The following is a 23,413-nucleotide window of genomic DNA, read 5'->3' on the forward strand; positions in this document are numbered from 1 at the left end:
GACCCGTTGTTCACCGAAGGTGCACGCGTTGGCAAGGCTGACCCGTACACGGACGGTGCCCGCATCGTGGCCGGCCTGGATCGCAGCGGCGTCTCGGCCTCGCCGTCGCGTACCGTTGACCAGTTCACCGACGGCGCCCGTGCCGGCAAGTTCGACCCGTACACCGAAGGCGCACGCGTTGGCAAGGCTGACCCGTACACGGATGGTGCCCGCATCGTAGCCGGCCTGGATCGCAGCGGCGTCTCCGCTAGCCCGGCCCGCAGCGTTGACGCCTACACCGATGGCGCGCGTGGCGGCAAGTTCGACGTGTTTAGCGAAGGTGCCAATGCCTGAGCGCGGCAAGGGCATCCTGGCGATCGCCGCCCGGATGCCCGATAGCGGTTGGGAAACAGAGTGAGAGTGAAATAGAGTAGGGGTGCATCATGAATTTACGGGACAGCTTCCTGATCCTGGCCGGCTGGGTGGTTCTTTGTGTTGCCAGTGGCTCTGCCATCACCGTGGTGGCGCAAGTGCTCCCGGCTTGAGCCAGCATGGGGCGCTGATAAGCGCAATGAAGGCGTAACTTAGGGCCAACTAAGCCGGCTTGTTGCGACTGCACACGAAATTGGCTTGAGGATCTATCGATAGATAGATAAGATCACGCTATGAAAACGCAATCCGTACGCGAACAACTGCTCGAACACACGCTGGTGCTTATCCGCCGGCGCGGTTTCAATGGTTTCAGCTATCGCGACCTGGCCGAGTTGGTCGGCGTGAAGACGTCGAGCATCCATTATTACTTCCCCGCCAAGGACGACCTGGTGCTGGAGGCGGTGAAGGAGTACAGCGCCCGCATCTCCGAGCGGCTGCGCAGCGTGGATTCCTCGCTTTCCCCCGCCGCGCAGGCCGAGGGTTACCTCAACTTCCTGCGTACCGCGGCCTGCGGCGACCAGATCTGCCTCGCGGGCATGTTGTCCACCGAGACGCTGTGCCTGCCGGAGTCGGTTCACGCAGAGCTCAAGGCGTTCTACCGCATGAACGAGAACTGGCTGATGGGGCTGATCGAGCGCGCGCAGAAGGAATACGGCAAGGTCTACCCGGTGACGGCTCGCGCGCTGGCGCAGGTGATTTACGGCGCGCTGCAGAACGGTCTGATCGTTGCGCGGCTGTTTGGGGCGCCTGAGCGGCTGGAATCCGCCGCGGACCTGCTGATGGCTTCGGTATCCGAGTAATACGTATAGCTGACAAGTCTGGAGCATTAGCCGAAGCCGCCGAACCGGCCAAAGCCGAGCGCCATGACGACGGCAGCGCAGATCCGGCTTTGTCAACAAGTTCAGCCGACCTATCGAGGTCGGCTTTTTGTTTGCATCGCGCGCCGCGTTTCAGCCTGCTGCGCTCTCCAGCACCTGCCACTTCTCGTCGGACTCCTGCACGCGGCTGTCCTGCACCAGCTTGAGCAGGTGCGCCAGCAGCGAGCGCTTTGCCACCGGGAGCATGCGCTCCGGCACGTCGTCGTAGACGCGCAGGAGCAGGGCGTCGATGCCGGTTTCGCCAAGATCTCGTAGCGCGTTGAGCACCTTTGCCTCGCGCTGCATGCGATGGCGGATCAAGGTGCGGATGGCATCCGCGGGCCGGGGCATCAGGAAGCCGTGGCCGGGCGCGAGCCATTCCAGGTCTTCGTCCTGCAACGCGGCCAGCGAGGCCAGGTACGCGCGCATGTCACCGTCGGGCGGATTGATGACGACGGTGGAGCCCTGCATCACGTGGTCGCCAGTGAACAAGGTCTTTTCTTCCTCGAGCAGGAAGCAAAGATGATTGGATGCATGCCCCGGCGTGTGGACGACACGCAGCGTGCAGCCTTCGCCCAGCGCCAGGCGCTCGCCGTGCGCCAGAATGCGCTCGGGCTGGAAGGTCTGGTCCTGGCGTGGCGTCTGCGGCGCGGGACGGCCCAACACCGGCGCGCCGGTGGCGGCCTTGAGCCTGGATGTCGCCGGCGAGTGGTCGATGTGGGTGTGGGTGGCCAGGATCCAGCGGACCGGGCCGGGCGCAGCCGCTAGCACGGCGTCCACATGGGCTTCGTCGTCGGGGCCCGGATCGATCACGGCCCATTCGTTGCGCGCGGGATCGCCCACAAAGTACGTATTGGTGCCGGGGCCGGTCATCACGCTGCCATTGCCGGCCGTGATGCGCCAGATGCGCTCGGACAGGCGCACCGCGGCGCCGGTCGCCAGCTCATAGCGCGCATGGCCCTGGCCTTGCGGGTCGATGCGCTCGATCTCGGCGTAGGCGGGCTCGCTGGGCAGCACGGGCCGCAGGCCGCCACTGCCCTGGGCCAGGCGCGGCATGATGCGCGCAATGTCGCGCAACTGCGCCGCGTGGTCAAAGCAGGCCTGGGCGGTGTCGAAGCGGGCAATCGACGCTAGCGTGCGCCGCGTGACGGGCACCAGCTTCAGGCTGCGCGCCGGATCGATGGCATCGTTCGGGCGTATCCAGAGATGCTCCACGGCCTCGTCGCCATCGTGCGTGGCAGACTGGCCGGCGGGCGCCACGGCCACGAAAAAACGCGTGTCGAAGCGCTTGGGCAAGCCGGGTGGCGTCAACCAGTGGCTGTGATACGCCAGGCGGTCCACCGCCAGGCGCACGCCAAGCCGCTCGCAGAGCTGCGCCATGCCCGGCCCGCCGCTGCGCGCGGATTGCCGCAGCCATGCCTGCTGCGTGGCATCGAGCGTGTCCAGCGCGATCAGCTTGCCACCGGCATCGCTCGCAAACAGCAGGCCGGCTTCCTCGAAACACTCGCGCACGGCTGCCAGGTAGAAATCCAGGCCACCGTCAGGCAGGCTGAGACGGGCGCTGGCCGCGGCATCGTCCAGGCCGGCGCAGGCATCGTGCAGGGTTTTGTCCTGGGGGTCGAGCGTGCCGCCGGGAAAGACGAAGGCACCGCTGCTGCGGTCGTCGTTGCGCTCGGGACGGCGCACCAGCAGCACTTCCATGCCGGCCGGGCCATCGCGCACTACCAGGATGCTTGCGGCTTGACGCAGGGAGGGGGGGCGTGAGGGAGAGGGGCTTCCGCTCTGTTCTTGTTCGCGCATGTGCGGCGGTTCCTGATTGACTGGCTAGGATCAGGCGACAGTGTAGCGGCATCGCACGGTTATGCCACCAAGGGAAAGCGAGACGGTAAGCCGTTGGCGGGGCCGTCCCGCACTTGCGGGCAGGACGGCTGTGGCGGTAATTACTGGTTGGACGTCTTGTTCATCGCCGCGAATTGTTGCGTCAGGTAGGTTTTGGTGGAGTTCATCCGGGTCATCATCAGATCAAGCTGCTGGAACTGCGCGCGATAGCGCGACATGGTGGCGTCGATCCCCGCGGAGGTGCGGGTGTAGGCGCTGTCGAGGTTCTTCAGGTTGGTGTTGATGCCTTCGGTGGCCGTCGTCAGCGCGCCCTTTGTCGCGCTGAACGATTTCACCATGTCCGCCAGCTGATTGCCATAGCCGGACTTGCCGTCGGCACCGCTGAACAGCTGCGCCACGCCGGTCCGGTTGGTGGCGAGCGCCTTGTTCAGCTTGGCGGTGTCGAGTCCCATGGAGCCGTCGGCCTTGAACGAAATCCCGATCTGGGTCAGGTTGACCAGGCTGGCGTCGCCGGTGCCGGTCTGCGGCGTGTTGAACACGGAACGCAACTGGTTCTGGATCGTGCGCAGCGTAGCGTCGCCCAGCAGTGGCGACTGCGTGCCCTTGTTGTTCTTGTCGAAGGCGGACAGTTTCGCGGCGGTGCTTTGCAGCGTGTTGTAGGCCGTGACAAAGCTCTGTACGGCGGCAGCCATTGTCCCGGTGTCGGTGACGGCGGTCACCGTGCTGTCGCCCTTGCTCAGCAGGTTCAGCGTCAGGCCCGGCGCGGCGCCTTGCACCGAGTTGGTCGGGCTGCTCACGTCGATGCCGTTGATGTTCAGCTTGGCATCGAGGGCCTCGATGTTCTGCTTCATCGCCTTGGTGCCGGCCGGGTCATACGCCAGCAAGCCGGCAATGGTGCTGGGGTCGCCGGCGCCGTTGCTGTCCACGGAAACGCGCATGCTGGACTTGGCGCCCGTGGCGTTGGACGTCAGCACCATGCGGTATGGCGTGCTGCCGCCATCGTTGACGATGCTGGCGGTCACGCCGGAATTGGATGCATTGATCGCATCGCGGATCCCGGTCAGCGTGTTGTTGGTGCCGTTGATGTTGATCGAGGCAGGCTTGCCGGTGCCGGGCGTGAAGACGGCGCCTTCGGTGGTGCCGAACTCGATCTTGATCTTGGCGCTGCCCAGCAACTGGCCCGTGCTGTCGGCGATGCCATTGGACACCAGCGTCTGCGACTGCGCCAGCTGCGACACCTTGACCACATAGCTGCCTGCCAGCGCGGACTTGTCGGCCACGACGCCCAGCACGTTGGTGCTGCTGGAGGTGGTCGTGGTGCTGTTGTACAGGCTCGCCGTGCCAAGCGCGCTGGCGGCATTCTGGAACGAAGCCAGCGCCCCTTGCAGCAGGCCATAAGCGGATAGCTTCGTGGTGTGGACGGTGGCTTTCTTGGTCAGGGCGGTGAGCTTGGTCTCTTCCGCCTTTTGCAGATTGTCCAGCAAGGTGCTCAGGTCCAGCTGGGACCCGACACCTATCGAGGAAATAGCCATGGTTGCAATCCCTTAATTGCGTGTTGGAGGAGGTCGGCCCGCCGAAGCGGCCCGGCTAGTCAGGAGAGCCAGTTGCGTGCGGATGATACGGCCGGCACGCAGGGCTTCCTCGGGCGAGGTACTGATCGATGGCGTCGCCATAGGCGTGCGCTGTATTGCGACAAGCCGCTGGTTCCTGGCAGGAAATCCGGTGCCCGTGGCCTGGCTGTCGCGTCGCCCTTGATGTTGTCGACACGAGGGTAGATACGGATACGCCGGGACAGCCGTGGGACGCCACTGGCCATTAAGATGCTGCTGATTTCACCCCGGCTCGCTGATCTGTCGGCTGTGGGCGCCGATCTTGTCCTCGTTTCGCGCTGAAGATGTGCGCATCGACCGAAAACCAGGGGGTAATCCCGGCCGTGTGCTTCACTCTTCACGCTCAAGATCGTAGCGGCGTGCGCCTGGGGCCAATTCAGTGAATAAGGGGTGAAAGTCCGCGCATATCGTTTGGGTCGGCGCCGCGCACGGCGTGTCGCCAACCGCAGCGAAATCCATCGACGAGCCTGAAAAAAAAAGACCGCGGGATCGTCCATTTGCCATTAAGTTTGAGAGGGAGATGCCGATATGGACCGCAAGGGTTTGCTCGACGCAGCGACGGTACTGGAAGACCTGGCCGCCGGCCTGCAGCCGGACGCGGCGCGCCTGGCGGCTGGCGCGCAGGCGCTGGAGGCCATGCACGCCGACCACCCCTCGTGGCGCGACATGACCGACGCCGCATTCGGCCTGCAGGCGCTGGCCGCGGGCGGCGCGCTTGGCCTGGACGCGAAGGGGCGCGCACGCGCGGCCCGCCTGGCGGAGGTCGTGCGCAGCCTGGTCGATCCCTTGTAGGACAAGCTGGCGGCGGTGCCTAAGAGGCTGTTTCAACATGAAGCGAAGCGGTTCTGGCCAGGCGCGCGGCCGCAGACAGTACAAGTGGATCGGCCAAGGCCGCGCAACGACGCCAGCATCTTTTCGAAACGGCCTCTAAGCCAGCGACAGGACGATGACCGCCGCGCCAATGACGGCAACCAGGTCCTCGATGACCGCCGCCGGCAGGTCCCTGCCGAATATCGCCGCAAGGCGCGCGCGCACCGCCGCGCCGCCGAGCGTGCCGATCACCGCGCCAACGGCGCCAAGAACGCCGCCTCCCACCAGCATGCCGCCACCCGCCCCGATCGTGGCCCCGCACAGCGCCCCCGAGAGAACGCGCGCGCCGAACTGTGGCGGTACCTTGCGGCTCGGCGTGCCGGGCAGCTTGTCGGTGATGAGCTCCACCGCGGCCAGCACGCTGAAGACCCAGGGCGTGAACCGATAGCCCATGAAGGCAAGCCAGCTGCCCGACAGGTCCAGCAAGCCCGCGTGGACCGCCCAGCTGACGGCGGCAGGCGCCGTCATGGCGCGCAGGCCAGCCACGATGCCGATAAAAAGCGAGAGCACGTACAGGGTCATGGCGTCTGTCCTCCATCAAGGCTGACAACGGTGGCATGGGTTGACGCGGTGAGCTTAAGGCAGTGCCGTGCGCAGGCACGTGCGCTAACCCACACGGCGAGCATGCCAGCGGCGCATGGCGAGGCAAGCGTTTGAGCAAGGGGACGCGGCCCCGCCCGGGGCTTGTGACGTGTCTGGCTGAGGTGTCGCCGTTTTCGACGAAGTCAACGGCGCGGTCAACAAGAGCCTGGCGCAACCGGCATTTGTCGAACGCCTGAAGGCGCTCGGCTCTTAACCCCATGCCGCTTTGCCGCGCGCAAGGCGCACGCTTCATCTAGGATGAAAAGGCACGCCAGCAGGGGGTGATTCGGTGATTCGCGAGGCGGGCGGCTGGCCCGAGTGGGCGGGTTGCCTGACGCTATCCACCGGGGGGCGCCTGCGCAATGAGGCACTTCAGGAAACGGAAAATAAAGCACGCTAAGCTCTCGGAAGCTGCCGCCAGATGACAGCCTACATGCTGTAGTGCATCTGATGGGGGATCGCGCGCACAAGGCGAAGATGTTGTACTGCGGCTTCCTCGCGAGGATTTTCACGTGTTTGTGATGTAAAAAGCACGTTTTCGCGGTTGTGAGACGGCGAAGGCGGAACACGCCCGAGCTGTCCCGACCTCGATTCAAAGGCAATGGTGAGGCACTGACGTTGACGCCTCGGAGAACGCCTCAGCGAGGTAGGTGTCTTACGGTCCCGGACAACAGGGACTAGGGCAGTCGGGTTCGAAAGCTATCCCTGCCAAATTGGCACGATCTGAATTCGAACCCTTGAAAGTGAACAATCTGACTTCGATCTGTTTTGGCTCAGCGCCAAACTGGGAAAGGAGGTTCCGCAGGTGGGTCTGGCGTTTCTCGGATAGTGCTCTCGACACGCCGAGGGAAGACCCAGTCTTAACTTCTACGAGGTAGCGTCCCTTCATCTGGAAATTGGAGATGATCTGTGCATTCCAGCGTGCCAGATTTCCAATATTCGTTGCTGAGAGCGTCGAGGCGCCCGTTGCAAATTGAGCCTCGGTATCAAGCCCCAGTGGTTTGCAGGCGAGAGCGTCTAGCGACATGAATAGGCATGCTCCAGCCAAGAGCTTCTTATATTCGATCATCCCAAATCCCGACGGAGTATGCGGCGATATTCTCGGCGGTTTCGATGCAAAATCGGTTGGCGTCCGCCGCCTTCCAGCGCGAGTTGCGGGTGCTATACCAAACATCTCGCGTTCCCATCGCATCCTGGAAGTGAGAGACCTCGTGAATGAGAGTGAGCAGCTTACTATCCCCATCGACTGGCATTCCCTTTGAGTCCTTACGTTCATCGGGCAGCTTGCAGAACGCCGGCCAGATAAAAATGCGGTGCAGTCCGTCGGGCCCACAGACGGAGGCCGCCCCAAGATTATCTTTGGCGGCTTTCGGTATGCATCCGGTCCGCGCGAGGCTCTCTTCGGAGTACCGCTCAAAGTTGTTTTCAGATAGCGATAACAGCAACGCACGGATCCTCGCGAGGCCGTCCTTCAGCCTCGTTCGTAACTCGTTGCTCGGGGGGCAAAAGTACAGAGCCATCTTCGCCTGGTCTATCTTGCCCCAGGTAGAAATTTCTCCGAGCCGATTGTCTACGTCTTTCACAGCCTTATCGCGCAGACGAAGCATCAATGCGCGGAACTCCGCATTGGACATGTTTGGGCAGATGATCGTCTGATCCTTCGCGTAGGTGTCGTCCTCCATCTGCTCGATGAGCTTATTGGATGCCTCCTGACTTAGAGCGCGATGCGATGGAACAAGTGGTGCAACCTGCGTCAAAGGGGCTTCCGAAAGCGGTCGACGTATGGCAATACGGAAGTTGTCCTGCGAGGCAATGACGCGAGGATGAGTCGCGCACTTGCACTTCAGCCATGCTCCTTCGACGAGAATCTGCCGTCCATCGGTTAGCGTAAATGCTGGGTAAGCATCGTTGAACAACGTGCCGATGGAGTTGCACGCCGGACACGTCGCCTGGTCACCCTCGGCGGCAACTTCGACACCATGGTGCGGAATGCCCCCTGTGGCAAACACCATCCCACCCCGGTTTGTTGCGTCGCCGTGCCGAATGGCTGCGCGCATATCACTCAATTTTGTGCTCCATTCACGGCGAAGAATCGATAGCCCGGCTCAAGTAGGCCAGCAATCGGCGCGCCCTCTGGCTCATTAAAGGTAAACAACGAGGTCGAGCTAGAAACGATGGTGTCCCCGTTGCTTAGTACACTTCCGACGATTGCCATAGGCACGCCATCAAAACAAACAGCGTTGCCGGCACCCGAGATGATCTCAGCGGAACGGCCGTCCGGATAGGTCGCGATATCCCCAACGCGCAGCCCGACATGCCCATCAATAGACAGCCCCGAAGTGCCAGTCAGGATCTCACCGCCTTTGGCGGTTCTTGCGCCAGAAAATGCGACAACGTAGGATTGTTTGACATTCGATTTATTCACGTCATTCTCCTTGTTAGACAGTAGATTTTCGCCAACATCCAATACAACAGTAGTCCAGCACGGATTGCAATCGGACACGTCTGAAAATGGACTGATGAATGGCAAACAATTGCAAGCGGCGTCTTGTCGGCCGGCCCATCAAACGTAGAGTAGGAATCCAGCACGTAGGTGGGATCACGTACGCTGACATTGACCAGCTTGGAGTGATATGGCGCGTACTGATCCCCGCGAGCGGGAGATAGGACCACCGCGAACACGTAACGCGCCCGACTGGCGCCCCTTCGCAGGTGGGCTGTCGGCACGCTCGACGGCGTACGCGTTATCGGGGTCGGGCGCCTTGTCTCGCTGCCTGATCGCCACTGGCTGTACCTGGTCGGCAAGGGAAGTCGGTTGGTAAAACTGGCGCTATCGCTGCTTTCGCGCATGGCGATCGATCATCATCTCGCGCAACGCGGCCTGCCCGTGCCACACGCGCCCTAGCCCGCGGCGCAGAGCTGACCACTGCTCGCGATAGCTTTCGCCATGCCTCGGTGACCAACATCTCGATTTACCTGCAAAGCGATGAGGTCCAGCGGACGCGCCAGGCTGTTGCTGCCCGGTCGCCAGCTTCTGGCGAGGTTCTCGAAGGCTTAGCGTGCAATATTGATCGTTCGTTTTCCGAGGTGACCCCTACGAGTCCCCGGCGCGCAACGCAGGCAGCCCTACAGCATCGACTCCGCCTGCGCCAGCAGCTTGCCCAGCGCGAGCTCCATCACCGCGCGCTCCTGGGGGGAAAGCGCGGACATCAGCGTCTCGTGCCGGCTGGAGGCGATCCGCATGATCTGCTCAAACAGCGGCTTGCCCTCGGCGGACAGCGAGATCAGCACCGCGCGGCCGTCGGTGGGGGATGGCTCGCGCCTGACCAGGCCTTGCTTGATGAGGTGATCGGCCGCGCGGCTGGCCTGGCTTTTGTCCAGGTTGGCGAAGCGCGCAAGGTCGATGACCAGGAAGGGGCCGAACTCGCCGATGGCGGCGAGCGTCCTGGCTTCGCTAAGCGACAGACCCAGCGTCTCCGAATAGGCCTGCGCGATGCCGCGGTCGAACTGCTTGACGATGCGGTGCAAGCGGTACGTGGCGAAGTCGGACAGGGAGAGCTTGGGGGCCGTCATGATGCGCGGCCCGGCGTGTCGTCCGCCTCCGTTGCTTCGAAGCTGTGCGAGACCTCATCGAGCAATCGCGTCGCATCGGCAAAGCCGGCATGGCGGCTGAGCGCCAGCAGCGCCACGCGGGCCAGGTAGAGCGGCGTGTTGTGCTCGCCGAGCGCGGTCATGCGGTAGCACATCGCCGTGTAGATTTCATCGAGCTCGGTCGGGCTCATGGTCGTTTGCATAGGGTTCTCCGGCTTCAGTCGATCTGCATGGCAAGGGCGATGGCGTTTCGCATATCGCCGGCGCGGGCTTGTCGCCAGCGGCCGCTGACGTAGCCATCCGGGCGGACCAGGTAGAGCGTGCCGTCGACGGCGTCCAGTGCGCGCCGCACGGCATCCTGTGGATCGGCCAGCCGTCCCGCCGCGGGCGCCGTGCCCGCAATCAGGTGGCAATCCAGTTCGAGGCCGCTGTCGCAAAGCTGGCGCAGCCCGGGCACGGCGTCGTCCAGGTCCTGGCCGGCGCCGGCGAAACAAAACGCGGTGAAGCCTTTGCCGATACAGCGGACCAGCGAAGCCGGCGTACCGTGCGGGCTGACCAGCGGCATGTCAGGCAGCGTGGCGCCCGGCGCCGGACCGGCCTTGAAGGCAGGGTCGTCCGTCGCGGCAATGGGCGAGTCGGCAAAGACCGCCGGACTGGTCTGGCGCGGGTTGATCAGCGAGCGCAGTTCCGCGTGCGCCGCCGATAGCCCCAGCACGGCTTCACGCATCAAGGCAAAGGCAGGCGAGGGCGGGGCCATGAACTCCGTGCTCTTCGCGCCGAAGCGCATGTTCTCGCGCGCCGCCGCCACGCGCTCCGCGGAGTAGGAGGGCAGCAAGCCGGGGGAGGCCTTGCCGCGCACGGCAAGGGCAAGCTTCCAGGCGAGGTTGAAGGCATCGTCGAAGCCGCTGTTCAGGCCGCGCACGCCGAAGATGGGCACCAGATGCGCGGCGTCGCCGGCAAAGAGCGCGCGGCCGTGCACGTAGTTATCCAGCGTGAGGCACTTCGCGTTGTAGATCGAGATCCACAGCGGCTCCCAAGGCGCGGTCACGCCCATCATCTTGAGGTGGCTCGCCACGCGCGGCAGCACATTCTCCGGCTTGACGGCCTGCTCCGCATCCTCGTGCTCGCCGACCTGATAGTCGATGCGCCACACCTGGTCCGGCTGCTGGTGCAGCAAGATGGTGGAGCCGGGGTTGGACGGCGGATCGAACCACGCCAGCCGCTCGACCTCGCGCGGGGCGTCGATGGCGATATCCACGATGACGTAGCGGCCCTCGTACTGCATGCCGCGCAACGACAAGCCTAGCGCATCGCGCACGGCGCTGCGGCCGCCGTCGGCTGCCACCAGCCAGTCCGCGCGCACCGTGTAGGCATGGTCGCCCGCGGTTACCGCCAGCGTCACGCCGTTGCCGTCTTGCGTGACGGCGGTAACGCGGTTCTGCCAGCGGATTTCGATCAGGTCCGGGTAGCGCGCGATGGCGTCGAGCAGGTATTGCTCGATGTAGTACTGCTGGATGTTGACCATGGGCGGAAAGGCCTGCCCGCGCTCGTGCGGCATGGTGAAGTGCAGCACCTGCTCGTTGCGGTAGTAGCTGCGGCCGCCCGCCCAGGCGAGGCCTTTGTCCAGGACCGGGGCGGCGACCCCGAGCGCGTCGAGGATTTCCAGCGAGCGCCGGGAGATGCAGATGGCCCGGCTGCCTTCACAGGTGCCGTCGTCCGCCTCCAGCACCACGCTGGGGATGCCGTGGCGGGCCAGGGCCAGCGCCACCGCCAGCCCGACTGGCCCGCCGCCGGCGATGACGACCTGGCGCGGGGCATCCATGCCGCCGGGGTGCAGCACCGGCAGGGATGCGGCGTGCGCTTCGCGCTGATACATGTCTTGTCTCCTGGTTGTGTGCGCAACCAGTTCAAGATAGTCCAATCTGGTTGCGTGCGCAACCAGATTGCCTGAGCCCGATCAGAATTCCACCATCGCAAAGTCTTCCTTGCCCACGTCGCACAGCGGGCAGCGCCAGTCGTCGGGGATGTCCTCCCAGCGGGTGCCGGGTGCGATGCCGTCTTCTGGAAGGCCTGCGGCCTCGTCATAGACCCAGCCGCAGATGATGCACACCCATTGCTTGAACGCGTCGGTGGTGGCGGATGCGGCCTTTGCCGCGATCGGGGCTTCCGGCTGCGCGGCGGGCTTCTCTTGTTCTGGCTCGTCCAGGCTGAAGACAAGCGGCGCCGCCGTGGCTTCGCCGCTGGGCGCCAGGCGCGCCTGCAGCAAGGCAAGCAGCGCCTGCGCCTCTTCCGTGGTCAGGTCGATCCAGTACGGATCGCCCGCGCCGTCGTTCAGGCGCTTCGGGGAAAACTGGATCTCTACTGCGGTGCCTTTCTTGTACATGCGATCAGGGGGCGGGGTTTTTGGTTTTTGGGTTTTGTACAGGGTAAGGATTAGACAGGAAAAAGCACGCCGGTGAGCCATTGCTGGAAATCGGCAACCACGTCGGCATCCAGTTCATGGCCGATCGGGTAGCGCCGCGACCGATGCGGCACGCCCAGCGCGTCCAGCCACTGGTCCGCGCGCTCGGCCCACGCGACGGGCAGCTTGTTGTCGAGTTCGCCGTGCGCGATGAAGGCCGATAGCCCGGCAAGCGCATCGGGCGCGGCGAGGTGCGGCTCGATCTCCGGCAGGATGCGCCCGCTCAGCACCGCAAAGCCGGCCACGTCGGCCGGCGCGCTCAGGCCAACGCTGGCGCTGAGGATGCCGCCCTGGCTGAAGCCGGCGATCACCGTGCGCGCGGGCAGGGCGCCATCCTGCGCATGGAGGGCACGGACGAAGGCAATCAGCTGCTGGCGGCTGCGCTCCGCCTGGGCTGCGTTGATGGCGGGCGCGCCACCGGCGAAGCTGACCTCGAAAAAGCCATGCTGGCCGGGCCCGAAGGTGAGCGGGCCTTGCACCAGCACCACTTCCACGCGCGGGTCGATACGCATGGCCACCGGCGCGAGGCTGGTCTCGTTGCTGCCTACGCCGTGCAGCAGCAGGAGCCGCGCGGCAGGCGCTGCGGCCGCAGCCGCTTGCGCCCTTCGCAAGCGATAACGCAGGCCGGTCGCGGGGTCTTCGGCCAACGGGCCGATTTCATGGCGGGTGGTGTTCATATCGTCTCGCGTGGCTGTGAGCAAGGGATCAGGGGATCAGGCCGCAATGGGCTGCACGGCTAGCGGCCGGAATTGGCCAAGCACATACGATTCCATCGACAAGATCCCGTAGGTGATGCCGCCGTCGATCACCGCCAGCGGCTCGCCCGCCCCGGCAGCGCCGATGGCCACCAGCAGCGGCAGGAAGTGCTCGTCGGTCGGGTGCGCGCGCTCCGCGTGCGGGGCCAGCCGGCGGTAATCGATCAGCGGCTGCGAGTCGCCGGTGCGCATGGCGCTGCGCACCGCCTCGCGTACCCACTGCGTGAATGCTGCCACGTACGGGGCATCGCCGCCGCCATGGCCGCGGAATTCATGGAGGTTGTGCGTCATGCTGCCGGAGGCGACGATCAGCACGCCCTGTTCGCGCAGCGGCGCCAGCGCACGGCCCAGCGCCAGCGCGCCGGCCGGGTCCAGCGGCTGCGGCAGCGACACCTGGAACACCGGCACCTGCGCATCGGGATACAGGTGGCGGATCGGCACCCAGGCGCCGTGATCCAGGCCGCGCTGCGGATCCAGCCCGGCGTTGAACCCGGCCTGCGCCAGCAGCGCTACCGTGCGCTCGGCCAATGCCGGATGCCCGGCCGCCGGGTAGCGGATCTCGTACAAGGCACGCGGGAAACCGCCGAAATCGTGGATGGTCTCGGGCTGCGCGCTTGCCGTCACGCGCACGCCGCCGCGCGTTTCCCAGTGGGGCGAGATCACCAGCACCGCCTTGGGCACCGGCAGCGCGCGGCCCAGCGCGGTGAGCTGCGGGCCGGCCAGGCCCGGCTCGATGGCGAAGGTGGGTGCACCATGGGAGACAAACAGGACGGGAAGTGCGGTAGACATCTCGGAATCTCCGGTCGCCACGGCAAAACCCGCGGCGTGCAACGACATAGGGAATCTTGCTAGTCTATTGATTCATGTGGTGGCGATAAACTGCCATCAGCGTGATATATAGTCCCGATTATCGAGACAATAAACCGGAGCCGAGGCAACCCCGTGGACCGTGCCCTGGAAATGACCGTATTTACCGCCGTGGTCGACGCCGGCAGCTTTGTCGGCGCGGTCGAGGGCCTGCGCATGTCCAAGGCCGCGGTCTCGCGCCACGTGGATGCGCTGGAACAACGCCTGGGCGTGCGCCTGCTGCAGCGCACCACGCGCCGGCTGTCGCTGACCGAGGAGGGGCGCATTTTCTACCAGCGCGCGCGCGAAGTGCTGGCGGCGCTGGACGATGCCGAGTCCGAGATCACGTCCCGCACGCAGGAACCCAGCGGGCTGATCCGCATCAACGTGCCGCTCACGTTTGGCATCTTGCACCTCGCGCCGCTCTGGAGCGCTTTCATGGCGGCGTATCCGCAGGTTGATCTCGACATCACCCTCAATGACCGCGTGGTGGACCTGGTCGACGAAGGCTACGACCTTGCCGTGCGCATTGGCGACATGCCAAGCTCCGCACTGATCAGCCGCAAGCTGGTCGCAACCCGCATGGTGCTATGCGCGTCGCCTGGCTATCTCGCGCAGCACGGCACGCCAACCCATCCGCATGAACTGGCCGAGCACCGCGTGCTGGCCTACACCAACTGGTCCGGGCGCGACGAATGGCAGTTCGATGGCCCGCACGGCAAGGTCAGCGTGAGCACCCGCGCCCGGGTGTACTCCAACAATGGCGACACGTGCCGCGCCATTGCGCTGGCGCATGGCGGCATCATGCTGCAGCCGAGCTTCATGCTCCAGGACGACTTGCGGCGCGGGGACCTGGTTGAACTGATGCCCGAGTTCCGCGCGATCGAGATCGGCGTCTACGCTGTGTATCCGACGCGCAAGCAGTTGCCGCTCAAGGTGCGCCGGCTGGTGGATTTCCTGGTGGAGGCGTTTCGGGATGTGTCCTGGGGTTAGGGCGTAGGGGGTAGGGAGGGGGTAGGGGGGACGGATGAGGCGGGACCTGCGCGAAAGCTAGCGCAATGCCATGTGTGTGTAGTATTTTGCAAAAAGCTAAATTAGCTAGCTAATACCTTGGCTAGCAGAGCAACTAGCAAAGCAACTGACAGAGCAACGGGATAAGGGAGTCAAAAAGGCATGGCAACTAACACGAAGGGCAAGGCGCTGACGATCACCAATCCGGCTTGCCTGGTCGACGGCTCGGATAGTGAGTTCCGGCACCTGGTGAGCGGCCTGCTGCCGTTTGCCGCCCGCCTGCTTTCCGTGCGCGACGGGTTCGGCAGCCTGATCGGCCTGACGGGCGTCCAGTACTCCTTGATACGGTCCATTGCACATCTCTCGCAACTGGGCGAAGTGACGGTGAATCAATTGGCGGAGCATCTTCATTTGAGCGGGCCATTCGTTACCGTCGAAACCGGCAAGCTCAAGAAGCTCGGGCTGATCGACAAGAAAGCCCACCCCGAAGACAAGCGAAAGATGCTGCTCACGGTAGCTGTGGCTGGCTCCCGGCTCCTGAATGAGCTGACTCCCGTGCAGCAGCGCATCAACGACGTCCTCTTCGAGGGCGTCACCCGCACGGAGTTCAAGGTGCTGTGCTCGGTAGTGGATCGCCTTGTTGTCAACGGGGATCGCGCCGCGCTCGATCTGGCGCATCTTCTGGCGCGGCAGCAAAAAGCATGACAGTTCACCCCAAGGCGCGCCGCGGCTAGCTTGGTCAGTGGGCCGCCCATTTGATCGCGCCGATGTCGATGCCTTCGCGATGCATGTCCCACAGCGGGCTTAGGTGGCGCAGCTTCGTGACGGTGGCCAGCAACATCTGAATCACTTGCTCCACTTCCGCCAGGGTCGTGTACCGCCCGAGCGTAAAGCGAATCGAGCTGTGCGCCAGCTCGTCGCTGCGCCCTAGTGCGCGGAGCACGAAGGACGGCTCAAGCGACGCGGATGTGCAGGCCGAGCCGGAGGAAACAGCCACGCCCTTGATGCCCATGATCAGGGACTCCCCCTCAACGAAGTTAAAGCTGACATTGAGGTTATGGGGAATGCGACTGGCCATGCTGCCGTTGACATAGACCTCGTCGAGTTGCCTGAGCCCGGCCAGCAGCATGTCCCGCAGGCCTGCAACCCGGCGCGATTCCTCGGCTAGTTCCAGCCTGGCGATGCGGAAAGCCTCACCCATGCCGACAATCTGGTGCGTTGCCAGCGTACCGGATCGCATGCCCCGTTCATGCCCGCCGCCGTGCATCTGCGCCTCGATGCGCACGCGCGGCTTACGCCGGACGTAGAGCGCCCCGATGCCCTTGGGCCCGTACACCTTATGCGCGGTCACGGTCAGCAGGTCGATCTTGAGCGCCTCGAGATCGATGAGGATCTTGCCGGCGGCTTGCACAGCGTCGCAATGAAAGAGGATGCCCTTGGCCCGGCATAGCTCGCCAATCTGGGCAACTGGCTGGATGACGCCAATCTCGTTGTTGACCATCATCACGGATACCAGGATGGTGTCGGGACGCAGCGCCGCGCGCAGGGCGTCAAGGCCTAGCAAGCCATCCTCCCCGACGTCGAGGTACGTGACCTCAAAGCCCTCGCGCTCCAGCTCACGGCAAGTGTCGAGCACCGCCTTGTGCTCGGTCTTGACCGTAACGATGTGTTTCCCCTTGCCGCTGTAGAAATGGGCCGCGCCCTTGAGCGCCAGGTTGTTCCCTTCCGTCGCGCCCGACGTCCAGACGATCTCGCGAGGATCCGCATTCAGCAGTGCCGCAACCTGCTCGCGCGCCGTCTCCACGGCCTGTTCGGCATGCCATCCGTAGCGATGGCTGCGTGAAGCGGGATTGCCAAAGTGCTGGTACAGGAACGGCACCATCTTGTCGACGACGCGAGGGTCGACAGGCGTGGTGGCGCTGTAGTCCATGTAGATGGGGGCCGCAGTGGGTTCGCCTTGCATTGCTTTGTTCTCCTGAATCGTGTCGATGCACCTGTTTCCCTGCGGGGAGCAGGGTCCGTCACAGGGTTTGTGTTGGTTCGAATACCGTTCAATAGTAGCATTTATTAATACGTAAGTTACAAAGATAAATGGGTGTCGAGCATGCTTGTTGGCGTGTGATTGCAGCGACGCAAGGGGTGCCTGTGAGCGTCAAGCCGATTCAGGGACGCTCGTGAACCACCGGGACGAGATTCGGAATCGCCTCGACGCCCCCAAGACAGCGCTTGCGCCCGCGTGCGGGCACGGCACGGCAGGGCATCCAGGCTTCGGCGCACTGAGAGCGCCAACACCGCAGGCACCATCCAAGGGTTTTCACCAGCTTGAATTGCAAACTCCAATAGCATTCAATACTACCTAAGTTACAAAGGTAAAAAACAAAGTCAAATGAGCAGTGGGTCGTGTTGGAATGATCCGCGGCTCGGATTCTGTACAGGAGGGATGATGGCCGAAACCTATGCAAAGCGCGAAGTGGATTACAAGGCCGGTGCCGATGAGCAGCGCCGCTTCAGAAGCACGCTCGCCATGTTCGCCACCGGAGTGGCCGTGATCACCGCGCCCCGGAAAGAAGGGGTACCGGTTGGCATCACGGTGGCGTCGTTCAACTCGGTCTCGCTCGATCCGCCCCTGATCTTGTTCTCGGTGGATCGGCGTTGCCTGAGCCTGGCGGATCTTTGTTCCACCTCCCGGTACGCCGTCAACGTGCTCGAGGAAGGCCAGCAAGACATTTCCAACCGTTTTGCCAAGGCGAACTCTGGCAAATGGGATGGCATCGGCTTGGCGGCGCAGGGTGGCGAAGCCCCGGTGCTCCTGCCGGATGCGCTCGCCACGTTCGAGTGTGAGCCATATGCGCAACATGACGGCGGCGACCACGTCATCTTCATCGGACGCGTCATTCGCCACCAGGCCCGGCCCGACGGCAGGCCACTGGTTTTTTTCGGAGGCAGGTATCGCGCGCTCGAACAGTCGCCTGCAGCCCCCGCGTGAATCAACAACCGCTACGTATTTAGGAGAGAAGACATGGTCAAGACTGGTAGCCAGCATATCGAGATGCTGCGTGACGGCAGAGAGGTCTACCTCGACGGCAAGCGCGTGACGGATGTCACCACGCACGCCGCCTTCCGGAACTCGATCCGGAGTTACGCAAACCTTTACGACTTTCAGGCACGCCCGGAGCATATCGAGAAGATGACATTCGAGTCGCCGGACACCGGCGACCGCGTGAGCCGGATCTGGCAACTGCCGCAGAGCTATGACGACCTGGTCCAGCGCCGGATGGCGCTTGAGGCCTGGACCGAACTGCACTATGGCTTCATGGGCCGCTCGCCGGATCACGTGGCGTCCTGCATCTCCGGCATGTATATGGGGATCGACGTCTTCGAGCAGCATGACCGGGCGCGGGCCGGCGCCCTGCGCGAGTACTACAAGTACGCCCGGGACAACGATCTCTTCCTGACGTACGTCATCGTCAACCCGCAAGCCAACCAGTCGAAGGCGGCGCACGAGCAGGAGGACAAATACCTGGCCGTAGGCATCGTCGACCAGGATGCCGAAGGCATCACGGTGCGCGGCGCAAAGATGCTGGCCACCAGCGGCATCATGGCCAACGAGGTGTTCTGCAGTTGCATCCAGCCCTTGCGCGAGGGCGACGAGATGTACGCGCTGTCGTTCGCGGTGCCCATGAACATCAAGGGCCTGAAAGTCATGTCGCGCAAGTCGTATGAAGCCAACGCGACTTCGGTGTTCGACAACCCGCTGTCGAGCCGCTATGACGAGAACGATGCGGTGCTCTACTTCGACGACGTCAAGGTGCCATGGGAGCGCGTCTTCATTGCGGGCGATGTCGGCATGTGCGCCAGGCAGTTTCATGCCACGCCGGCCCATAGCTACCAGAACTACCAGTGCCAGGTACGGCTGATGGTGAAGCTGCGCTTCCTGGTAGGCATCGCGCAGAAGATCACCGAGATCAATGGCACCAATGGCTTCCCGCAGGTGAGGGAGATGCTGGGCCAGCTCGCCGCCGAGGCGGGGATGGTGGAGGCCTTCGTCTATGGCATGGAATCCAAGGGGCGCATGGAGCGGGGCTACTTCATGCCGGACCGCAACCTCCTGTACGGCTCGCAGGTGATCACCCAGCAGCTCTACGCGAAAGTGCTCAATACCCTGCGCGAGCTGGCGGGCGGCGGGATGATCATGCTGCCGTCGAGCCTTCACGATTTCGAGAACCCGGAACTGGCCAGGATCATCGAGAAGACGCAGAAATCTTCGGCCTGCAGCCCGGAGGAGCGCGTCAAGTTCTTCAAGCTGGCGTGGGATGCCGTGGGGTCCGAGTTTGCATCGCGCCACAACCAATACGAGATGTTCTATGCGGGCGCGGGCTTCGTGACCAAGGGCCACACCTATCGGACCTACGACTGGAAGAAGGCCACCGGCCTGGTCGACAACATCCTGGACAGCTATTCGCTCAGCGCGGAGCTGGGCCAGCTGGCACGCGCCGCCTGAGCGGGTAGCGGTGCTCTGACATTCATTGCCACACACGGAGATAACCATGGCGATCAACAAGCTTCACGATGAGTTCCACACCATCGACCTGGCGAGCGGCTGGGAGGTGCCTGCGGGCTATCCCGCGGGCATCCAGCAAAAGATTCTCTCCGGCTCGCTCGACGAAAGCGGCGGCCGCGGCAGCCGCACCCGCCTGCTGCGCTTCCAGCCCGGTGTATTCACCACCGCGCCGTTCGTGCATCGCTACTGGGAGGAGGTGTATCTGCTCAGCGGCGACCTGACCGTCGGCAACGACGAACAGGGCGAGGGCGGGCAAGCGTTCGATCCGCACACTTATGCATGCCGTCCGCCGGGCGCCTTCCACGGGCCCTTCAAGTCGAACGCAGGTTGCATGTTGCTGGAAATCCACTACTTCGACCCGGCCTGATCATGCTGGCGACCGTGGATTCCGTGATGCGCCAGCTCTCTGCGGGCACCGCCGACGCGGCGTCCTTGCTGGCGGGCTGTGTCGAGCGCGCCTGCAATCCCGGCGGGGAGGGCGCGCGCGTCTTCCCGCACGGCGTGAGCATGGCCGCGTCGAAGCAGGCCAGGGCAAGCGACATGTTGCGCGGGCAGGGCGTGGCCGGGCCGCTGTCGGGCTTGCCGATCTCGGTCAAGGACCTGTTCGACGTGCAGGGCGACGTCACGCGGGCCGGTGCGCGCGTGTTGCCTGAACAGGTTGCCACCGCGGATGCGCTCGCCATTGCACGGTTGCGCGCAGCTGGCGCGGTCTTTGTCGGGCGCACCAACATGACGGAGTTCGCGTATTCCGGGGTTGGCATCAATCCGCACTACGGCACGCCCCGCAATCCGTTCGAGCGTGCGGTTGGCCGCATTCCCGGTGGTTCCTCGTCCGGGGCCGCGGTGTCGGTGACGGACGGCATGGCCGTGGCCGCGATCGGCTCGGATACGGGCGGCTCGTGCCGGATTCCCGCGGCGCTTTGCGGCATTGCGGGGTTCAAGCCCACGGCGCGCCGGGTGCCGCTGCAGGGAACGGTGCCGCTGTCGCCTAGCTATGACTCGATCGGCTGCCTGGCACGCACGGTTGCCTGCTGCGCCGCGCTCGACCGGGTCATGGCGGGCGAGCCAGATGAGCCGGTGGCAGCGCGTCCCATGCGTGGCCTTCGGCTGGCCGTGGCAAGGAACGTAGTGATCGACGGGCTTTGCGCCGAGGTTGCCAGCGCCTATGAGCGTGCGCTCGGGCGGCTGGCCGCAGCCGGCGCCGTGCTGCGCGACGTGGCCTTCCATAGCTGGGACCCGTTGCCGGAACTGAGCATCAACGGTGGCCTGGTGGCGGCGGAGGCAAGCGCGTGGCATGCCGAACGGGTTGCCGCGCTGGGCGATCGCTATGACCCGCGTGTGCTGTCGCGTATCCGCATGGGCGAGCAGCAGAGCGCCGCGGACTACCTGCGCACACGCGCCCGGCGGCTGGCGTTGTGCCGGGAGGCGCAAGGCGAAATGCAGGGGTTCGACGCCGTGGTGCTGCCGACCGTGCCGATCGTGGCGCCACGCATTGCCGATCTGGCCGATGACGCTGCGTTCTTCAGTGTCAACCGGCTGTTGCTGCGCAACCCCGCCATCGCCAATGGGCTCGACCTGTGCGCCGTGAGCATGCCGTGCCATGAGGCGGGCGATGCGCCGGTCGGGTTGATGCTGTTCGGGCCGCCCATGGCGGACCGCCAACTGCTCGGCATCGGCATGGGTATGGAGGAAATCCTGCGCAGCCACGAGATGTAGGCGCTCTATGGCCGCCTTGTAGCCGCATTATCCGCCGACAAAACCTTGTCGCGGCTTCTAGCAGTCCAGCAATGGAGAGGAGAGAACATGTTTCGCTTTCGATTCAAGCCAGTGTTCCTGGCTGGCACGATGTTGGGGTTTTCGGCGATTGCCGCGGCACAGCCGGGCAAGATCAGCGACGGCGTGGTGAAGATCGGCGTCCTGACGGATATGTCGTCGATTTTTTCCGATATCGGCGGGAAAGGGTCGCTGGTGGCGGCGCAGATGGCGGTGGACGATTTCGGCGGGAAGGTGCTGGGATCCGATATCAAGGTGGTTAGCACTGACCACCAGAACAAGACCGACGTGGCCGGCACCATTGCGCGCGACTGGTTCGACAACCAGAAGGTCGACATCATCCAGGACGTCTTGCCGTCCTCGGTAGCGCTCGCGGTGTCCAACCTGGGCAGGGACAAGCACAAAGTGGTGATTGCCAGCGGCGCCGGCACGACAAGGCTGACCAACGAGGATTGCTCGCCTTACACCATCCAGTATTCCTACGACACCTATGCCTTTGCGGCCAACACGGTAAAGGCGCTGGCAAAAGGGGGCGACAACAGCTGGTATTTCCTGACGGTCGACTACGCGCTGGGCGCATCCCTGGAGAAAGACGCGACGGACGCCCTGGCCTCGGTAGGCGGGAAGATCGTCGGCAAGGCGAAGCATCCCATCAATTCCCCCGACCTGTCGTCCTACCTGCTGCAAGCCCAGGCGTCGGGCGCCAAGGTGATCGGCCTGGCCAATGCCGGCAGCGATACCGTCAACGCGCTGAAAACCGCCCGGGACTTCGGCATTGGCGGCGCAGGAAAGCAGAAGCTGGCGGGCCTGCACATGTTCATCAGCGACATCCATAGCCTCGGCCTGCAAGCGGCGCAAGGGATGATGCTCACCACCTCGTTCTATTGGGACCGCGATGACGCGGCCCGCGCGTGGTCGCAGCGCTTCTTCGACAAGACGCGGAAGATGCCCACGCTCGTGCAAGCCGGCGTGTACTCGTCAACGATGCACTACCTGAAGGCGGTCCAGGCCGCGGGGACAGACGAGACCGATGCGGTGGTGGCGAAGATGAAGGCCAGTCCCATCAACGATTTCTTTGCGACCAATGGAAAGATCCGTGCCGACGGATTGATGGTGCATGACATGTACCTCGTCGAGGTCAAGAGCCCGCAGGAATCCCGGAAACCTTGGGACTACTACAAGATCAAGCAGGTCATTCCAGCCAGCGAGGCGTTCCGGCCCATCGCTGCCAGCAAGTGCGCCTTGCTCAAGAAATAACGATTCGCAACCACGGAGACATCATCATGCTGACATTCGATATCGAGACACGCACCGGCAGGTGGCAGCGCGTTGTGACCGTCAAGCAGCTCGTCATCGCGGGCTGGACGGGTAGGGATGCCGACGCAATGGAAAAACACATCCGCGAGCTCGAAGCACTGGGCGTCAAGCGGCCAGCGGCGACCCCGGTCTTCTACCGGGTTGCGGCGCAGCGGCTGCAATCGCAGCCAGCGATCCAGGTCAGCGGAAATGCCAGCAGCGGCGAAGTGGAGTTCCTGCTGCTCAAGGACCAGGGCGAGATCTATGTTGGCATTGCCTCGGACCACACCGACCGGGAGGTGGAGACCTATGGCATCACGGTGTCCAAGCAGATGTGCGACAAGCCCTGCGCGCAAGTGCTATGGCGCCTGGCCGACATCGTCAAGCACTGGGACCAGCTTATCCTGCGCGCCTACGCGACCATCGACGGCGAGCGCGTGCTGTATCAGCAAGGGCCGGTGACGGCGATGCGTTCGCCCCAGGACCTGCTCGACAGGTTTGCGGAGCACGGCGGCAGTTTTGATGACGGCACCGCCATGCTGTGCGGCACGCTGGCGGCCATTGGCGGCATCCGGATGGCGGATCGCTTCGAGATTGAACTGGAGGATCCGGTCCTCGCCCGCTCGCTGCACCACGCGTACGCGGTCGAAACGTTGCCCGTCCACGGCTAGGGCTGCTGGCCGGATCCGCCTGCCAGACCCGTATTCCCGATGCATGCCAAAAGCGACAAAGCGATGCACCACGAAGATTCCATACTAGAAACGCACAGCCTGACCAAGTCGTTCCGCGGCTTCACCGCCGTGTGCGACGTCAACCTCAAGGTGCGGCGCGGCTCCATCCATGCCTTGATCGGCCCCAACGGCGCCGGCAAGACCACCTGCTTCAACCTGCTGACCAAGTTCCTCGAGCCGACCACGGGCACGATCCTGTTCAACGGCATCGACATCACC

The 23,413-nt window shown here is 64.1% G+C and carries 23 protein-coding genes and 1 pseudogene; 12 read left to right on the plus strand and 12 right to left on the minus strand.

Annotation, left to right across the window (positions count from 1 at the left end):
- Both AC1DQR_RS37710 and AC1DQR_RS37715 read left to right on the plus strand, forming a co-directional pair.
- A pseudogene (locus tag AC1DQR_RS37710) lies at window positions 1-333 on the plus strand (copper resistance protein CopQ); the annotation flags it as partial.
- Between the two features lie 311 nt (window positions 334-644).
- A complete protein-coding gene (locus AC1DQR_RS37715; protein ID WP_416048322.1) occupies window positions 645-1,211 on the plus strand; it encodes a TetR/AcrR family transcriptional regulator in 567 nt (188 codons plus the stop codon).
- Window positions 1,212-1,361: 150 nt separating this feature from the next.
- Here the strand turns inward: AC1DQR_RS37715 and AC1DQR_RS37720 are convergent, their stop codons facing one another.
- Window positions 1,362-3,068 (minus strand): MBL fold metallo-hydrolase, encoded by a 1,707-nt coding sequence (locus tag AC1DQR_RS37720; RefSeq protein ID WP_416048323.1) that lies wholly within the window; start codon window positions 3,066-3,068, stop codon window positions 1,362-1,364.
- Window positions 3,069-3,208: 140 nt separating this feature from the next.
- A complete protein-coding gene (fliD, locus tag AC1DQR_RS37725; protein ID WP_416048324.1) occupies window positions 3,209-4,639 on the minus strand; it encodes a flagellar filament capping protein FliD in 1,431 nt (476 codons plus the stop codon).
- Between the two features lie 606 nt (window positions 4,640-5,245).
- Here fliD and AC1DQR_RS37730 point away from each other — a divergent pair.
- A complete protein-coding gene (locus AC1DQR_RS37730; RefSeq protein ID WP_253927314.1) occupies window positions 5,246-5,509 on the plus strand; it encodes a hypothetical protein in 264 nt (87 codons plus the stop codon).
- A 135-nt stretch (window positions 5,510-5,644) separates the two neighbouring features.
- On the opposite strand, the gene AC1DQR_RS37735 is transcribed toward AC1DQR_RS37730, so the two are convergent.
- From AC1DQR_RS37735 to AC1DQR_RS37775, 9 genes are all read right to left on the minus strand, one after another.
- Window positions 5,645-6,109 (minus strand): DUF4126 domain-containing protein, encoded by a 465-nt coding sequence (locus AC1DQR_RS37735; RefSeq protein ID WP_477134899.1) that lies wholly within the window; start codon window positions 6,107-6,109, stop codon window positions 5,645-5,647.
- 1,115 nt (window positions 6,110-7,224) lie between these two features.
- Complete coding sequence (locus tag AC1DQR_RS37740) at window positions 7,225-8,226, minus strand: M35 family metalloendopeptidase (RefSeq protein ID WP_477134909.1); 1,002 nt, start codon at window positions 8,224-8,226, stop codon at window positions 7,225-7,227.
- A gap of 5 nt (window positions 8,227-8,231) precedes the next feature.
- Window positions 8,232-8,594: a PAAR domain-containing protein gene (locus AC1DQR_RS37745; RefSeq protein ID WP_416048327.1), complete on the minus strand. Its 363-nt coding sequence runs from the start codon at window positions 8,592-8,594 to the stop codon at window positions 8,232-8,234.
- A 701-nt stretch (window positions 8,595-9,295) separates the two neighbouring features.
- The gene (locus tag AC1DQR_RS37750) at window positions 9,296-9,742 is read right to left on the minus strand and encodes a MarR family winged helix-turn-helix transcriptional regulator (RefSeq protein ID WP_416048328.1); all 447 of its coding nucleotides are present in this window, start codon (window positions 9,740-9,742) and stop codon (window positions 9,296-9,298) included.
- Window positions 9,739-9,963 carry a hypothetical protein gene (locus AC1DQR_RS37755; protein ID WP_477134900.1) on the minus strand — a complete coding sequence of 75 codons (225 nt, stop codon included), beginning with the start codon at window positions 9,961-9,963 and terminating at the stop codon, window positions 9,739-9,741. Before AC1DQR_RS37755 ends, AC1DQR_RS37750 begins: the two co-directional genes overlap by 4 nt.
- Before the next feature lie 14 nt (window positions 9,964-9,977).
- Window positions 9,978-11,636: an FAD-dependent oxidoreductase gene (locus AC1DQR_RS37760; protein WP_477134901.1), complete on the minus strand. Its 1,659-nt coding sequence runs from the start codon at window positions 11,634-11,636 to the stop codon at window positions 9,978-9,980.
- 81 nt (window positions 11,637-11,717) lie between these two features.
- Window positions 11,718-12,143: a rubredoxin gene (locus AC1DQR_RS37765; RefSeq protein WP_477134902.1), complete on the minus strand. Its 426-nt coding sequence runs from the start codon at window positions 12,141-12,143 to the stop codon at window positions 11,718-11,720.
- A 50-nt stretch (window positions 12,144-12,193) separates the two neighbouring features.
- Complete coding sequence (locus AC1DQR_RS37770; protein ID WP_477134903.1) at window positions 12,194-12,898, minus strand: alpha/beta hydrolase; 705 nt, start codon at window positions 12,896-12,898, stop codon at window positions 12,194-12,196.
- Between the two features lie 36 nt (window positions 12,899-12,934).
- Window positions 12,935-13,765 carry a dioxygenase family protein gene (locus AC1DQR_RS37775; protein WP_477134904.1) on the minus strand — a complete coding sequence of 277 codons (831 nt, stop codon included), beginning with the start codon at window positions 13,763-13,765 and terminating at the stop codon, window positions 12,935-12,937.
- Window positions 13,766-13,918: 153 nt separating this feature from the next.
- Here AC1DQR_RS37775 and AC1DQR_RS37780 point away from each other — a divergent pair, with 153 nt between their 5' ends.
- Together AC1DQR_RS37780 and AC1DQR_RS37785 are read left to right on the plus strand one after the other, a co-directional pair.
- Window positions 13,919-14,815 carry a LysR family transcriptional regulator gene (locus tag AC1DQR_RS37780; protein ID WP_416048334.1) on the plus strand — a complete coding sequence of 299 codons (897 nt, stop codon included), beginning with the start codon at window positions 13,919-13,921 and terminating at the stop codon, window positions 14,813-14,815.
- 180 nt (window positions 14,816-14,995) lie between these two features.
- Complete coding sequence (locus AC1DQR_RS37785; protein ID WP_416048335.1) at window positions 14,996-15,538, plus strand: MarR family winged helix-turn-helix transcriptional regulator; 543 nt, start codon at window positions 14,996-14,998, stop codon at window positions 15,536-15,538.
- 34 nt (window positions 15,539-15,572) lie between these two features.
- Here the strand turns inward: AC1DQR_RS37785 and AC1DQR_RS37790 are convergent, their stop codons facing one another.
- Complete coding sequence (locus AC1DQR_RS37790) at window positions 15,573-16,796, minus strand: IscS subfamily cysteine desulfurase (RefSeq protein WP_477134905.1); 1,224 nt, start codon at window positions 16,794-16,796, stop codon at window positions 15,573-15,575.
- A 477-nt stretch (window positions 16,797-17,273) separates the two neighbouring features.
- Here AC1DQR_RS37790 and AC1DQR_RS37795 point away from each other — a divergent pair, with 477 nt between their 5' ends.
- The 7 genes from AC1DQR_RS37795 to AC1DQR_RS37825 all read left to right on the plus strand — a co-directional run.
- Window positions 17,274-17,819, plus strand: coding sequence for a flavin reductase family protein (locus AC1DQR_RS37795; RefSeq protein WP_477134906.1), 546 nt, complete (start codon window positions 17,274-17,276; stop codon window positions 17,817-17,819).
- A 33-nt stretch (window positions 17,820-17,852) separates the two neighbouring features.
- Window positions 17,853-19,334 carry a 4-hydroxyphenylacetate 3-hydroxylase family protein gene (locus AC1DQR_RS37800; protein WP_416048338.1) on the plus strand — a complete coding sequence of 494 codons (1,482 nt, stop codon included), beginning with the start codon at window positions 17,853-17,855 and terminating at the stop codon, window positions 19,332-19,334.
- A 46-nt stretch (window positions 19,335-19,380) separates the two neighbouring features.
- Entirely contained in the window at window positions 19,381-19,761 is a 381-nt protein-coding gene (locus AC1DQR_RS37805; RefSeq protein WP_416048339.1) for a cupin domain-containing protein, read from the plus strand.
- Window positions 19,762-19,763: 2 nt separating this feature from the next.
- The gene (locus tag AC1DQR_RS37810) at window positions 19,764-21,110 is read left to right on the plus strand and encodes an amidase (protein ID WP_477134907.1); all 1,347 of its coding nucleotides are present in this window, start codon (window positions 19,764-19,766) and stop codon (window positions 21,108-21,110) included.
- 129 nt (window positions 21,111-21,239) lie between these two features.
- Window positions 21,240-22,424, plus strand: coding sequence for an ABC transporter substrate-binding protein (locus AC1DQR_RS37815; RefSeq protein WP_477134910.1), 1,185 nt, complete (start codon window positions 21,240-21,242; stop codon window positions 22,422-22,424).
- A 26-nt stretch (window positions 22,425-22,450) separates the two neighbouring features.
- On the plus strand, window positions 22,451-23,134 hold the full coding sequence (locus tag AC1DQR_RS37820) for a DUF2848 domain-containing protein (RefSeq protein WP_416048341.1): 684 nt from the start codon (window positions 22,451-22,453) through the stop codon (window positions 23,132-23,134).
- Between the two features lie 63 nt (window positions 23,135-23,197).
- Window positions 23,198-23,413, plus strand: a 216-nt coding sequence (locus AC1DQR_RS37825; RefSeq protein WP_477134908.1) for an ATP-binding cassette domain-containing protein, incomplete at its 3' end; no start/stop codon positions are given.

Source organism: Cupriavidus sp. 05L411 (genome assembly GCF_056398045.1).

Excerpts from the sequence above, each read along its gene's own strand:
- AC1DQR_RS37715 (WP_416048322.1), top strand. The coding sequence starts at position 645 with ATGAAAACGCAATCCGTACGCGAACAACTGCTCGAACACACGCTGGTG.
- AC1DQR_RS37720 (WP_416048323.1), bottom strand. The coding sequence starts at position 3,068 with ATGCGCGAACAAGAACAGAGCGGAAGCCCCTCTCCCTCACGCCCCCCC.
- fliD (WP_416048324.1), bottom strand. The coding sequence starts at position 4,639 with ATGGCTATTTCCTCGATAGGTGTCGGGTCCCAGCTGGACCTGAGCACC.
- AC1DQR_RS37730 (WP_253927314.1), top strand. The coding sequence starts at position 5,246 with ATGGACCGCAAGGGTTTGCTCGACGCAGCGACGGTACTGGAAGACCTG.
- AC1DQR_RS37735 (WP_477134899.1), bottom strand. The coding sequence starts at position 6,109 with ATGACCCTGTACGTGCTCTCGCTTTTTATCGGCATCGTGGCTGGCCTG.
- AC1DQR_RS37740 (WP_477134909.1), bottom strand. The coding sequence starts at position 8,226 with ATGCGCGCAGCCATTCGGCACGGCGACGCAACAAACCGGGGTGGGATG.
- AC1DQR_RS37750 (WP_416048328.1), bottom strand. The coding sequence starts at position 9,742 with ATGACGGCCCCCAAGCTCTCCCTGTCCGACTTCGCCACGTACCGCTTG.
- AC1DQR_RS37755 (WP_477134900.1), bottom strand. The coding sequence starts at position 9,963 with ATGCAAACGACCATGAGCCCGACCGAGCTCGATGAAATCTACACGGCG.
- AC1DQR_RS37760 (WP_477134901.1), bottom strand. The coding sequence starts at position 11,636 with ATGTATCAGCGCGAAGCGCACGCCGCATCCCTGCCGGTGCTGCACCCC.
- AC1DQR_RS37765 (WP_477134902.1), bottom strand. The coding sequence starts at position 12,143 with ATGTACAAGAAAGGCACCGCAGTAGAGATCCAGTTTTCCCCGAAGCGC.
- AC1DQR_RS37770 (WP_477134903.1), bottom strand. The coding sequence starts at position 12,898 with ATGAACACCACCCGCCATGAAATCGGCCCGTTGGCCGAAGACCCCGCG.
- AC1DQR_RS37775 (WP_477134904.1), bottom strand. The coding sequence starts at position 13,765 with ATGTCTACCGCACTTCCCGTCCTGTTTGTCTCCCATGGTGCACCCACC.
- AC1DQR_RS37785 (WP_416048335.1), top strand. The coding sequence starts at position 14,996 with ATGGCAACTAACACGAAGGGCAAGGCGCTGACGATCACCAATCCGGCT.
- AC1DQR_RS37790 (WP_477134905.1), bottom strand. The coding sequence starts at position 16,796 with ATGCAAGGCGAACCCACTGCGGCCCCCATCTACATGGACTACAGCGCC.
- AC1DQR_RS37795 (WP_477134906.1), top strand. The coding sequence starts at position 17,274 with ATGATGGCCGAAACCTATGCAAAGCGCGAAGTGGATTACAAGGCCGGT.
- AC1DQR_RS37800 (WP_416048338.1), top strand. The coding sequence starts at position 17,853 with ATGGTCAAGACTGGTAGCCAGCATATCGAGATGCTGCGTGACGGCAGA.
- AC1DQR_RS37805 (WP_416048339.1), top strand. The coding sequence starts at position 19,381 with ATGGCGATCAACAAGCTTCACGATGAGTTCCACACCATCGACCTGGCG.
- AC1DQR_RS37810 (WP_477134907.1), top strand. The coding sequence starts at position 19,764 with ATGCTGGCGACCGTGGATTCCGTGATGCGCCAGCTCTCTGCGGGCACC.
- AC1DQR_RS37815 (WP_477134910.1), top strand. The coding sequence starts at position 21,240 with ATGTTGGGGTTTTCGGCGATTGCCGCGGCACAGCCGGGCAAGATCAGC.
- AC1DQR_RS37820 (WP_416048341.1), top strand. The coding sequence starts at position 22,451 with ATGCTGACATTCGATATCGAGACACGCACCGGCAGGTGGCAGCGCGTT.